Source organism: Novosphingobium ovatum (genome assembly GCF_009909235.1).
GTDB lineage: Bacteria > Pseudomonadota > Alphaproteobacteria > Sphingomonadales > Sphingomonadaceae > Novosphingobium > Novosphingobium ovatum.
The window spans coordinates 274,256-286,093 of the sequence record NZ_JAAAPO010000001.1 but is presented as its reverse complement, the minus strand read 5'-3'; the positions used below and the strand labels follow the sequence as shown (position 1 = coordinate 286,093).

The window sequence follows — 11,838 nt, the reverse complement described above, 5'->3', positions numbered from 1 at the left end:
CCCCTGTATTCTCGGCCCACCGGAACAAGGTCCGATGGCGTGGACGTTGGCCTCTCCCGGACCGACCTGCATCGCGTGGCCGGCTATATCCGGCAAAACGCCAAAGCGGTCGGTTTCCTTTCACCATACAGGCTAAGCCAGTGAGGGCGTCTTTCACAAGCACCCATGTTGGCTCGCATGAAATATATGTGAAGTCGATGCCCGCCTGTTTCGCCTCCGCAACATATACGTATGCTTGGCAAGCGACTGCGGGATTGCCATGATGGCGGGAAAGCGATGCGCGTGGCATGCTGCAATCGATCGGCAATAAGGCGTGCACGCCCTTGCGCCGCGCCATTTTCAGCACGCTCCCCGCCCCAGACAAAGGCCGCCCGATGACCCAGCCCAGCCCCGCCAGCGCCCCCGCCCAGACGCAGCCCTGGTGGCGCGGGGCCAGCATCTATCAGATCTATCCGCGCAGCTTTTTCGACAGCAATGGCGATGGCGTGGGCGATTTGCCGGGCATCACCGCGCGGCTGGACCATATTGCCGCGCTGGGGGTGGACGCGATCTGGATCAGCCCGTTCTTTACCAGCCCGATGGCCGATTTCGGCTATGACGTGGCCGATTACTGCGATGTTGATCCGATTTTTGGCACGCTGGCCGATTTTGACGCGCTGATTGCGCGCGCCCATGCGCTGGGGCTGAAGGTGACGATCGATCAGGTCTTTGCCCATACGTCCGACCAGCATCCGTGGTTCATCGAAAGCCGCCAGTCGCGCGACAACCCGCGCGCCGACTGGTACGTCTGGCAGGATGCCAAGCCCGACGGCACACCGCCGTGCAACTGGCAATCGGTGTTTGGCGGCCCGGCATGGACATGGGATGCGCGCCGCTGCCAATATTACATGCACCAGTTCCTGAAGGAGCAGCCGCAACTCAACGCCCATAACCCAGCTGTACAGGACGCGCTGCTGGACGCGCTGCGGTTCTGGCTGGATCGCGGGGTGGACGGGTTCCGGCTGGATGCGCTCAACCATGCGATGTTCGATCCCGCCTTTACCGACAATCCCGTGGCCCCGGCCGACCGCCCCCGCACCCGCCCTTTCGACTTTCAGGACAAGCTGCATAGCCAAAACCACCCCGGCGTGGTCGATTTCATCCGCCGCATCCGCGCGCTGTGCGACGGCTATGGCGCGGTGTTCACCGTGGCAGAGGTGGGCGGCAACGACATCGTCCCCCTGATGAAGGCTTATACGGCGGGGGAGGCCCATCTCTCCAGCGCCTACAGCTTTGAATTCCTCTATGCGCCCGAACTGACCCCGGCGCTGGTGAAAAAGACGCTGGCGCAATGGCATGACCGCCCCGGCCCCGATGGCTTGGCCGAGGGCTGGCCCAGTTGGGCGTTCGAAAACCACGATGCCCCGCGCCATATCTCGCGCTGGTGCGCGCAGGCAGCAATGCGCCCGGCCTATGCGGCGATGACGGCCTGTCTGCTGGCCTGCCTGCGCGGCAACATGTTCCTGTATCAAGGGCAGGAACTGGCGCTGGAGCAGGACGAGATCCCGTTTGAACTGTTGCAGGACCCCGAAGCCATCGCCAACTGGCCCCTGACCCTGTCGCGCGATGGCGTGCGCACGCCGATCCCATGGACCGCCGAGGCGCCGCAGGGCGGGTTTACCACCGGCACGCCTTGGCTGCCGGTATCCCCCGGCAATCAGGCCCGCGCGGTGGACCGGCAACAGGGCGATGACAGCCCGCTGGCCCACACCCGCGCCGCGCTGGCCCTGCGGGCGGCGCATCCGGCGCTGCGGCTGGGCGCGATGGAGGACGTCCACGCGCGCGGCGACATCCTGACCTTCACCCGCCGCCATGGCGACAGCGTGATCCATTGCGCTTTCAACCTGTCGGCCCACCGCCATGCCCATGCCATGCCGCCGGGCGCGGTGCTGCATGCCGTCAATGGCGCGGACGCCGCGCATCTGCCGCCCTATGGCGCGGTGGTGGTGCAAGGGTAATGCCGCGCGCATGCCCCCGGTGGCCAGTGCGCGTCCAGCCCTTGCAGCAAAGCCCATGCGCGCGCATCACGCAGCCATGACTCACACCCCCGCCCCCACACCTTTGGCTGATGATGATCTGTCCGCGCTGTATGCCGTGGCCGATCATGGCGGCGCGCTGTGCACGGTGGTGGGGATCGACGGATCATGGTCGCGCCGGCTGGGGGCCCAACTGGCGGTGCTGCCTAATGGCACGATGCGCGGCAGTCTGGCTGATGGCTGTCTGGAACGCGCGCTGGCCGATCAGGCGCTGGCGGGGGGGGCGGCGCGCGTGCTGCGCTATGGCGCGGGGTCACCATTCATCGACATCCGCCTGCCTTGCGGATCGGGGGTAGAGGTAATGGTGGACCCGGCCCCCGATGCCGATGCCGTGGCGCAAGTGGTGGCCGATCTGCACGCGCGGCGCGTTGGACGGTTGGCGGTCGGCGATACGCCCGGTGGGCATTTCACCCGCACCTATGCCCCACCCTTGCGCTTGATCGTGATGGGCAGCGGGCCGGAATTGCGCGCGCTGGCCGGATTGGCGATGGCTCAGGGCGTGGCGGTGCTGACCTGCGCCCCCATGGGCGAGCCTGCCGATATCGCCCTGTCGCTGGGACAACCACCCGCCCTGCCCGATGGCTGGCAACCTGATCCGTGGACGGCGGTGGTGGTGCTGTTCCACGATCACGAATGGGAACGCACGTTGATCCCGTGGGCGCTACGCAGCGACGGGTTTTATGTGGGCGCGCAAGGCGGCGCCCGCACCCGCGCCAGCCGGGCCGATTATTTGCGCGACATGGGGCTGACGCAGGCGGCCACGGGTCGGTTGCGCAGCCCTGTGGGGCTGATCCCGGCGGCGCGCACGCCTTCGGTGCTGGCGCTCTCGATCATGGCCGAACTGGTCGCCGCGCATGAGGCGGCGATCAGCACACTGGCCCTTGATCAGTTGACGAACACCTCGGGCTGAGCGTTCAGGACAATCGGATCGGCCATCACCACCTTGCGCGGATTGCCCATCAGGCGTCGCCACCAGATCTCGGGCTCCAACCGATAGGGCACATAGACCAGTTGCGCATTGCCCGCGCTTTCCAGCCGGACACGGATGCCATCGGGCCATTTGGCGGCCAGATTGCCGGGCATGTTGACGTTTACCGCAATGGCCGCGCCCGCGATCTCGCCCTGACCGGCGTTATCCGACAACTCATCGATCAGCATCTGGTAAAGATCGGCCGCGCGCGAATGCTCATCGCCGTCCCACCCGGCCAGCGCGTTCACCTCGCCATCACGCGCGACCACTGCCCCGAACGGATAGAACTCGCCCGCTTGCCGCAACATCTCGCAGGCAAACTCGACGCAATAGGTCAAGGCGGACTGCAAATTACCGGCCCTATAGCTCACACTCGCCCCCCTCTTCGGGTCAATTCCGTGACGCACCGCGACATCGGCCGCGATGAATCACAGTCTTGTACGCCCTCTGAGCGATGATAAGGCCACTTGTTTCAATTAACTATGCAAAAATGCGTGGGTTGATAAAATTTGCCGCAGCGCCACATCGCCTTACAGACGATCTGCCTGCGCGACCGCGTCACTGGCGCGCAAGGCACTGACAATGCGGGTCAAATGCGCCAGATCGCGGACCTCCAGATCGACCTCGTAGGTGCCGAAAAGATCGTCGCGCTGAGTCATTTCCAGATGGACGATATTGGCCATGTTCCCGGCAAAAATGCCCGTCACCTGTGCCAGCGTGCCGGGGCGGTTATACAGCACGCAACGCAAACGCCCCACCGCGCCATTGCTGCGTTCCCCCCACGACAGGTCCAGCCAGTCGCGGTCCTGCCCATTGGCCAGATCCTCGCAAGCGATCGAGTGTACCTCGACCCCGACGCCCGGACGGCGCACGCCCACGATGCGGTCGCCCGGCACCGGGTGGCAGCAATCGGCCAGATGAAACGCCATCCCCGGCGTCAGTCCCCGGATCGAAATCGCCCGCTCCTGTTTGGGCCATTGTTCGGGATCGGGCAGCGCGGCGGTGCTGCCGGGGACCAGCGCTTCCATCACCTGCCGGTCGTCCAGCTTGGCCGTGCCGATGGCCACCATCAGGTCCTCGTCCGAACGATAGCCCAGCCGCTTGACCGCACTGGTGATCGCCTTTTTGCCCACCTTGCCAGCGGGCAGACGCTCGACAATCTCGTCAAACAACTGGCGGCCGATCTGGGCCACTTCGGCGCGTTCCTTGGCGCGCACGGCGCGGCGGATGGCGGCGCGCGCCTTGCCCGTGACGCAAGACCCCAGCCACGAGAGTTGTGGGCTGGCGGTGCGGCTCTTGATGATTTCCACCACATCGCCATTGGCCAGCGTGGTACGCAAAGGCACATGGCGGCCGTTGATCTTGGCCCCCACCGCCATGCTGCCCAGATCACTGTGCACGGCATAGGCAAAGTCGATCGGCGTCGCGCCCTTGGGCAACTGGAACAGCGCGCCCTTGGGCGTAAAGGCAAAGATGCGATCCTGATAGATCGCCATCTTGGTGTTTTCCAGCAGCTCCTCTGCGTCATGGCTGGCGTCCAGCACCTCGACCAGATCGCGCAGCCAGCCCACCTGCCCATCGGGCTGTACCACGCCCTGTTTGTACGCCCAATGCGCGGCCAGACCGTATTCGTTCGTTTCGTGCTGGTCCCAGGTGCGGATCTGCACCTCGATTCGCATCGAGCGTTCATAGATCATCGAGGTGTGCAGCGACTTGTAGCCGTTGCTCTTGGGCGTGGAGATGTAATCCTTGAACCGGCCGGGGATCGCCTGCCACGTGGTGTGCAGGATGCCGATGGCGCGATAGCAATCGGCCACGTCATCCACCAGCACGCGAAAGGCCATGATGTCGGTGATCTGGTCAAAGGCGACATGGCGCTCGGCCATTTTCTTCCAGATCGAATAGGGGTGCTTTTCGCGGCCCCACACCTTGCAGCGCACACCCGCCTCGGTCATGGCCTGACTGATGGCCAGCGCAATGGCGTCCACCTGCCCGCCGTCACTCTCGCGGATCTGTGTCAGGCGCCCGGTGATGGTGGCATAGGCTTCCGGCTCCAACTGCTCGAACGCCAGCAGGTGCATCTCGCGCATGTATTCATACATGCCCACCCGCTCGGCCAGCGGGGCATAGATCTCCATCGTCTCGCGGGCGATGCGGCGGCGCTTGTCCTCGCTCTTGATGAAATGCAGCGTGCGCATGTTGTGCAGCCGGTCGGCCAGCTTGACCAGCAACACGCGCAGGTCCTCGCTCATGGCCAGCAGGAATTTGCGCAGGTTCTCGGCGGCGCGCTCCTTTTCGCTCTGCGCCTCGATCTTGGACAGCTTGGTCACGCCATCAACCAGCCGCGCGACATCGGGGCCGAACAGCTTCTCGACCTCCTCGATGGTGGCCAGCGTGTCCTCGACCGTGTCGTGCAACAGGGCGGTGATGATCGTGTCCTGATCCAGCTTCAGCTCGGTCATCAGGCCTGCCACCTCGACCGGATGGCTGAAATAGGGGTCACCACTGGCGCGCTTTTGCGTGCCGTGTTTCTGGACGGTATAGACATAGGCGCGGTTGAGCATCGCCTCATCCGCGTCGGGCGCGTAGGCCTTTACCCTTTCGACAAGTTCATACTGGCGCAACATCGCCCCTTGATGGGCGAAGGAGGCGCCCAAGGGCAAGACTAAATGCGGATTTTCTTTGGAAGGCAGGCGCGCTTTTGCGCAAGATGGCGCGGGCTTGGGCAAAATGGACGCAGCCCGGATTGACGCCAAGCCCCCCACCCGCAACAATGGACCAAAGCAAACCGGCAACACGCGACAATAGCGGCGTGCGCCCTGCAAATACCGGGAAGGAACACCATGGTTGCCCCCAACATGATCCCCGCGATCAAGGCCACGTTGCGTGCCAATGAAATCGGCAATGGTTCACCCTATGAACTGCGTTTTGCGCGTCTGGGGAAAAGCGGGGCCAGCTTTGGCTATATGCAGGGGGATACCAATGTGTCGCAATTGGCGCGCGATACCTTGAAAAAGATCCTGATCGCCAATGGCAGCAGCGATGGCGCGGCCGGCGCGATCATCACCGCGCTGGCCCGCCCCCTGCCCAATGGCAATCCGCTGTCGGCGGGGGACACGGCAACCGTTTCGGCCGCGCTGAAGTCGGCCAAGGGCAAGAGCATCGTTGACGCGATGGATGCGCAGTTCTTTGACATTGTGATCAAAGGGCTCGACACGCTGATCAGCGCGGCCAAAACCGCGCGGATGGGTGTGGAGCCGCTGGCCATGCTGTATGCCGCCGCATGGATCAACATGACCGGCGCGCCGGTGACAATGTGCAAATGGGTGGGCGGCATGACCGCCAATGGTGTGCCCGCACCGATGCCGCCGATGCTGGGTTTTCACGACATCGTGTCCTATTTGCAGGCGACGCCGTTTTACACGCAAAACCCGGCCAATTTCGATCACCTGGCCGGGGCAGTGCGGGTGGGGATGCCGTTGTTGCCCTAAGGCGTGGAGCTCAGCTCCACACCACCTCGGGCGGCAGGCTCATCAGGATGGCGTCGACATTACCGCCGGTCTTCAACCCGAACAGCGTGCCCCGGTCATAGACCAGATTGAATTCGGCATAGCGCCCGCGCCATTCCAGCTGCTGGCGCTTTTGCTCAGGCGTGAAGTCCATCCCCATGCGGCGGCGCACCAGCATCGGGAACACCTGAAGGAAGGTTTCGCCCACCGCCTTGGTAAAGGCGAAGTTGGCGTCGAAACCGGCCGCGTCCGCGCATTCCAGATGGTCGTAAAAGATGCCACCCACGCCGCGATGCACCTTGCGGTGGGGGATGTAGAAATATTCGTCGCACCACGCCTTGTATCGGCCGTAATAATCATCGCCCCCCGCGCCGCCCGAATGCGCATCACACGCGGCCTTGAACGCGGCGTGGAAATCGGCCGTGTCTTCGTCATAGGGGATCGGCGGGTTCAAATCCGCGCCGCCGCCAAACCATGCCTTGGTTGTGGTCAGGAAACGGGTATTCATGTGGACGGCGGGCACATGCGGATTGGCCATATGCGCGACAAGGCTGATGCCGGTGGCGGTAAAGCCGGGATTGTCGGGCGAAGCGCCATTGATCGTGGCGGCAAATTGCGGACTGAACGCGCCATGCACGGTCGAGACATTGACGCCCACCTTCTCGAACACGCGGCCCTTCATCAGGCCCTGCACGCCGCCACCCGTATCAGCCTCTCCGGCCACGGCGTCACGCGTCCACGGGGTGTATTGGAAGGCCGCGTCGCTGCCCGCCTCGCGCTCGATCGCCTCGAACGCGGCGCAGATGGAATCGCGCAGATGTTCAAACCACGCGCGGGCGGTGGCGGTGCTGGCGGTCCAGTCGGGGGTCGGCGTCATGTCGGGCGGCTCCGGCAAAAGTTGGGCGTTGCGAAAGGCGCTCGCTTGCCATTGCGGCGGCGGCGCGGCAAGGGAAAGTGATGGCTCACACTGTGTTCGCCCCGTTTGTGTTTGCCGATCGGACATTCGCCATCGCCGAAAGTCGGGCGGTGTGGTGGGCGGATCAGCGCGCGTTGCTGGTGGCGGACCTGCATCTGGAAAAGGCCAGCTGGTTTGCCGCGCGCGGACAGATGCTGCCCCCCTATGACAGCCGCGCGACGCTGGAGCGGTTGAGCGCGGCGGTGGCGGCAACGGGCGCGCGGACGGTCTATTGCCTGGGCGACAATTTCCACGACAGCGATGGCCCCGAACGGATGGAGCCGGTGGCGCGCGCGCTGTTGGCCGAACTGGCGCGGCAGGTGGCATGGGTGTGGATCACCGGCAACCACGATCCTGATGTCGGCAACCTGCCCGGCGATGTGGTGGACGAGACACTGGTGGACGGCATCGCCCTGCGCCATCAGGCGGCGGTGGGCGTGCCGCCCTGCCCCGAGATTTCTGGCCACTACCATCCCCGATTGCGGTTGCGGGTACAGGGGCGGATGATCGCCCGGCCCTGCGCGCTGATCGGCGACTCGCGCATGGTGCTGCCCGCCTTTGGCGCGCTGACGGGCGGGATGGACGCTGCCGACCCGGCCCTGACCGCAGCCATGGCCCCCGCCCGCCGCATTCAGGCGATCGTCCCCGCACAGGGCCGCGCGCTGCGTTTTCCCGTCACGGATGGCGCAAATCCGGCCTCTGCCTGCGGCTAAGGCCGTGCGCGCGATGCCACACCGGCGTCACAATCGGCGGACCAGCGGGCCTCTACGCAAATATTCGCTTTTGCGCGGACACGCTTTGTTTTAAAGGCGCGCGCGTAGAAACAGTTCAGGAGATCCGGACATAGCTCCCCCACCACGGCGCATGATGGCGCCCCCCGTCAAGAGCGGGCCTCGCTATAACGAGATGATCAACGTGCCGCGCGTACGCGTGATTGATGACGAGGGCGAGAACCTTGGCATCATGTACACGCGCGAGGCAATCGCACAGGCCTTTGAGAACGGTCTGGACCTGGTTGAGGTCTCGCCCAACGCCGATCCGCCAGTCTGCAAGTTCCTCGACGTGGGCAAGTACCGCTACGAGGCGCAGAAGAAGGCCAATCTGGCGCGCAAGTCGCAAAAGACGCAGGAGATCAAGGAGATCAAGATGCGTCCCAACATCGACGACCATGACTATGACGTCAAAATGCGTGCCATGAACAAGTTCATCGGCGAAGGGGACAAGGTCAAGGTGACGCTGCGTTTCCGTGGCCGCGAACTGTCGCACCAACAGCTGGGCATGAACCTGCTCAAGCGCGTGCAGGAAGACATTGCCGAAGTCGGCAAGGTTGAAGCCTATCCGCGCATGGAAGGTCGCCAGATGCTGATGGTGATCGCGCCCAAGTGATGCTATGAACGTCTGACCTCGCCCGTGTGGCTGGCCATTTCAGGCCTATCCCCCACCGGGCAGGATCTACGAAGAGGCGCCGTACCCCATCGCGGGTCCGGCGCCTTTCGTTTGTGCGGCATTGGCCCGTTTGCCCGGCGTTGATGCGCCCGCCAACCGCGTCGCCACCTGAAACGCGAAGACCCCGCCGGTGGTGGCCGACGGGGTCCTCTCGCAAACGGGTGTTGCCGGTGATCAGCCGTAACGGCCGGTCACATAATCGCGCATCGCCTCGGTCTCGGGCTTGATAAAAGCCTCGGACGAAGGGCGGAATTCGACCATTTTGCCCAGCAGCATGAAGCCGGTGTAGTCACTGATGCGCGCGGCCTGTTGCAGGTTATGCGTGACGATGACGATGGTAAAGCTGTCCTTCAGCTCCATCAGCGTCGCTTCCAGCTTGGCCGTGGACATCGGATCCAGCGCCGAAGCCGGCTCGTCCAGCAACAGCACTTCGGGTTCAACCGCGATGCCGCGCGCCACGCACAGGCGCTGTTGCTGACCACCCGACAGGCCCAAGCCTGACGTATGCAGCTTGTCCTTGACCTCGTTCCACAGCGCCGCGCGGGTCAGCGAGCGCTCGACGATCTCGTCCATCTCGGCCTTGCTGGCCTTTTGATGCAGACGCACGCCAAAGGCGATATTGTCATAGATCGACATCGGGAACGGCGTCGGGCGCTGGAACACCATGCCGATACGCGCGCGCAGGCGGGCCACGTCACCCTTGATCGGCACGCCACCGGCGTTGGCCATCTGGCTGGCGTCCACCTCGTCACGCGGGTTCAGCATGTTTTCGCCGTTGAACAGGATCTGGCCCGTGGCGCGCTGACCGGGGTACAGGTCATAGATCTTGTTCAGCGTGCGCAGCAGCGTCGATTTGCCACAGCCCGAAGGCCCGATCAGCGCGGTGATCTGGTTACGGGCCACCGGCAGATCGACGTTGAACAACGCCTGATTCTTGCCATAGAAAAAGTCGAGACCACGCACGTCCACGACGCGCTCGGACTGCGGCGGCGCGACCATGACGGTCGGCGTGTCGGCCTGCGTTTCGTCAAAGCTCACTTGTTGCTCCCGCGCGCCAGAGCGCGCCCGATGATATTGGCGGAAAGAACGGTGAAAGAAATCAGCAGCGCGCCCACCCATGCCAATTGGCGCAGGTCGTCATAGGGGCTGTTGGCAAAGTCATAGATGACCTTGGGCAACGCGCCGATCGGCTGAGTCAGATCCCAGCTGGTAAAGGCATTGCCAAGCGCCGTGAACAGCAGCGGCGCCGTCTCGCCCGAGATACGGGCAAAGCCGAGCAGCGCGCCAGTCACAAGGCCGGTGCGGCTGGCACGCCAGATGATCGCGCGGATGACATAGCCCTTGCCCGCGCCCAGCGCCATGCCGGCCTCGCGCAGGTGGTTGGCTTGCAGACGCAGGATGTCCTCGGTCGTGCGGGTAACGACAGGTGCGGCCAGACAGGCCAGCGCCGCCGCGCCCGCAATCGCCGAGAAGCCGCCGAACGGGGCTACCAGAATCTCGTAGATGAACAGGCCGACGAGGATCGAGGGCGCGGACAGCAGCACGTCGTTCAGGAACCGCACCGCCGAGGCCAGCTTGTTGCCTTCGCCATATTCGGCCAGCCACGTGCCGGCCAGAATGCCGACCACCACCGCACCGATCATGCCCATCGCGCACAGCACCAGCGAGCCGAGGATGGCGTTTTTCAAACCACCTTCGGTGCCAGCCGCCGGCTGATCCATGGTAAAGATGTGCAGGCCAAGGCCGCCCAGACCATTCTTCATCAGCGAACCAAGGATCATCACCAGACCCGCCACCGCCACCAAAGTGGCCAGCGTGGTCAGGCCGACAAAGATATAGTTCACCAGCTTGCGCCGCATGTGCCGGTCAAAGCCGGCGGATTTCACGGGGGCGGACATCAGTGCTTCTCCCGGCCGATCAGCAGGCGGGCAGCCGCCAGCACGACAAAGGTGATGACAAACAGCACCAGACCCAGCGCCACCAGCGCGGCCGAATGCATGCCGGTCGCCTCGGCGAATTCGTTGGCGATGGTCGAGGCGATGGTCGAGCCCGAGGCAAACAGGCTGGTCGGGAATTCATGGCTGTTGCCAATGATAAAGGTCACCGCCATCGTTTCACCCAGCGCACGCCCCAGCCCCAGCATCACCGCGCCAATCGCGCCGCGCCGGACATAGGGGATCATGATCGAGCTCACCACCTCGAACGGAGTGCAGCCCATGCCATAGGCCGCCTCGCGCACATGGGTCGGCACCGACAGCAACAGCTCGCGGAAAACCGAGGCGATATAAGGCAGCACCATCAGCGCCAGAATCAGCGAGGCGGTGAAGATATTGGCGCCATTGGGGATGCCATAGAACAGCTTGCCCCAGAAGCTTTCGGGGTCAAGGGTCATCAGCAGCGGCATCTGGACGTTTTCGGCAAACCAAGGGGCCAGCACGAACAGGCCCCACATGCCGTACACGATTGAGGGAATGCCCGCCAGCAGCTCGACCGCCACGGCCACCCAATGGGCAATCGCGCGCGGGCAGAATTCCACCAGAAAGACCGCGATGCCAATCGCCAGCGGCACCGCCATCACCATCGCCATGAACGCCGTGATCAGCGTTCCGACAATCGGCCCGGCCGCGCCATATTCGTCGGCTACCGGGTCCCACACGCTGCTGGTGAAAAAGCCCAGGCCGAAGTGCGACAGTGCCGGCCACCCGCCGATCAACAGCGAGATCAACAGCCCTGCCAGCGTCGCCAGCAGCACCATGGCCGCCGAAAAACACAGGCCATGAAAGATTGCGTCGTTACGCCCGGCGCGGGAAACGCCCCGCGAATTATCCATTCGCGGGGCGGTCTCTCCGGCTGGAGCCAGATGTGCTTCAGCCATGTTCATTA

General features: G+C 64.1%; 11 protein-coding genes. 5 read left to right on the top strand and 6 right to left on the bottom strand.

Annotated elements, in window-relative coordinates:
- Positions 1 to 374 precede the first annotated feature (374 nt).
- Positions 375 to 1,997, top strand: coding sequence for an alpha-glucosidase (locus GTZ99_RS01290; RefSeq protein WP_161716474.1), 1,623 nt, complete (start codon positions 375 to 377; stop codon positions 1,995 to 1,997).
- 76 nt (positions 1,998 to 2,073) lie between these two features.
- Positions 2,074 to 2,985 carry an XdhC family protein gene (locus GTZ99_RS01285; RefSeq protein ID WP_161716473.1) on the top strand — a complete coding sequence of 304 codons (912 nt, stop codon included), beginning with the start codon at positions 2,074 to 2,076 and terminating at the stop codon, positions 2,983 to 2,985.
- Here GTZ99_RS01285 and GTZ99_RS01280 read toward each other — a convergent pair.
- Positions 2,961 to 3,416: a hypothetical protein gene (locus GTZ99_RS01280; protein WP_161716472.1), complete on the bottom strand. Its 456-nt coding sequence runs from the start codon at positions 3,414 to 3,416 to the stop codon at positions 2,961 to 2,963. The genes GTZ99_RS01285 and GTZ99_RS01280 overlap by 25 nt on opposite strands.
- 159 nt (positions 3,417 to 3,575) lie before the next feature.
- Positions 3,576 to 5,672, bottom strand: coding sequence for a RelA/SpoT family protein (locus GTZ99_RS01275; RefSeq protein ID WP_161716471.1), 2,097 nt, complete (start codon positions 5,670 to 5,672; stop codon positions 3,576 to 3,578).
- 216 nt (positions 5,673 to 5,888) lie between these two features.
- Here GTZ99_RS01275 and GTZ99_RS01270 point away from each other — a divergent pair, with 216 nt between their 5' ends.
- Positions 5,889 to 6,536: a hypothetical protein gene (locus GTZ99_RS01270; protein WP_161716470.1), complete on the top strand. Its 648-nt coding sequence runs from the start codon at positions 5,889 to 5,891 to the stop codon at positions 6,534 to 6,536.
- Positions 6,537 to 6,546: 10 nt separating this feature from the next.
- Here GTZ99_RS01270 and hemF read toward each other — a convergent pair whose 3' ends face one another.
- On the bottom strand, positions 6,547 to 7,431 hold the full coding sequence (gene hemF / locus GTZ99_RS01265) for an oxygen-dependent coproporphyrinogen oxidase (protein ID WP_161716469.1): 885 nt from the start codon (positions 7,429 to 7,431) through the stop codon (positions 6,547 to 6,549).
- Between the two features lie 80 nt (positions 7,432 to 7,511).
- On the opposite strand from hemF, the gene pdeM reads away from it, so the two are divergent.
- Together pdeM and infC are read left to right on the top strand one after the other, a co-directional pair.
- Positions 7,512 to 8,222, top strand: a complete 711-nt coding sequence (pdeM, locus tag GTZ99_RS01260; protein WP_161716468.1) for a ligase-associated DNA damage response endonuclease PdeM — start codon at positions 7,512 to 7,514, stop codon at positions 8,220 to 8,222.
- 151 nt (positions 8,223 to 8,373) lie between these two features.
- Complete coding sequence (gene infC / locus GTZ99_RS01255; protein ID WP_161716467.1) at positions 8,374 to 8,895, top strand: translation initiation factor IF-3; 522 nt, start codon at positions 8,374 to 8,376, stop codon at positions 8,893 to 8,895.
- A gap of 234 nt (positions 8,896 to 9,129) precedes the next feature.
- Here infC and pstB read toward each other — a convergent pair whose 3' ends face one another.
- From pstB to pstC, 3 genes are read right to left on the bottom strand one after another with little or no spacing between them, the layout of a single operon-like run.
- Positions 9,130 to 9,954, bottom strand: coding sequence for a phosphate ABC transporter ATP-binding protein PstB (gene pstB / locus GTZ99_RS01250; protein WP_161717024.1), 825 nt, complete (start codon positions 9,952 to 9,954; stop codon positions 9,130 to 9,132).
- A gap of 35 nt (positions 9,955 to 9,989) precedes the next feature.
- Positions 9,990 to 10,853: a phosphate ABC transporter permease PstA gene (gene pstA, locus GTZ99_RS01245; protein WP_161716466.1), complete on the bottom strand. Its 864-nt coding sequence runs from the start codon at positions 10,851 to 10,853 to the stop codon at positions 9,990 to 9,992.
- Positions 10,853 to 11,830, bottom strand: coding sequence for a phosphate ABC transporter permease subunit PstC (pstC, locus tag GTZ99_RS01240; protein WP_161716465.1), 978 nt, complete (start codon positions 11,828 to 11,830; stop codon positions 10,853 to 10,855). Before pstC ends, pstA begins: the two co-directional genes overlap by 1 nt.
- Between the last annotated feature and the right edge of the window lie 8 nt (positions 11,831 to 11,838).

What these genes read in the sequence shown, in the direction of transcription:
- pstA (WP_161716466.1), bottom strand. Translation starts at nt 10,853, where the DNA reads ATGTCCGCCCCCGTGAAATCCGCCGGCTTTGACCGGCACATGCGGCGC.
- GTZ99_RS01290 (WP_161716474.1), top strand. Translation starts at nt 375, where the DNA reads ATGACCCAGCCCAGCCCCGCCAGCGCCCCCGCCCAGACGCAGCCCTGG.
- GTZ99_RS01285 (WP_161716473.1), top strand. Translation starts at nt 2,074, where the DNA reads ATGACTCACACCCCCGCCCCCACACCTTTGGCTGATGATGATCTGTCC.
- GTZ99_RS01275 (WP_161716471.1), bottom strand. Translation starts at nt 5,672, where the DNA reads ATGTTGCGCCAGTATGAACTTGTCGAAAGGGTAAAGGCCTACGCGCCC.
- pstB (WP_161717024.1), bottom strand. Translation starts at nt 9,954, where the DNA reads ATGGTCGCGCCGCCGCAGTCCGAGCGCGTCGTGGACGTGCGTGGTCTC.
- infC (WP_161716467.1), top strand. Translation starts at nt 8,374, where the DNA reads ATGATGGCGCCCCCCGTCAAGAGCGGGCCTCGCTATAACGAGATGATC.
- hemF (WP_161716469.1), bottom strand. Translation starts at nt 7,431, where the DNA reads ATGACGCCGACCCCCGACTGGACCGCCAGCACCGCCACCGCCCGCGCG.
- pdeM (WP_161716468.1), top strand. Translation starts at nt 7,512, where the DNA reads ATGGCTCACACTGTGTTCGCCCCGTTTGTGTTTGCCGATCGGACATTC.
- pstC (WP_161716465.1), bottom strand. Translation starts at nt 11,830, where the DNA reads ATGGCTGAAGCACATCTGGCTCCAGCCGGAGAGACCGCCCCGCGAATG.
- GTZ99_RS01270 (WP_161716470.1), top strand. Translation starts at nt 5,889, where the DNA reads ATGGTTGCCCCCAACATGATCCCCGCGATCAAGGCCACGTTGCGTGCC.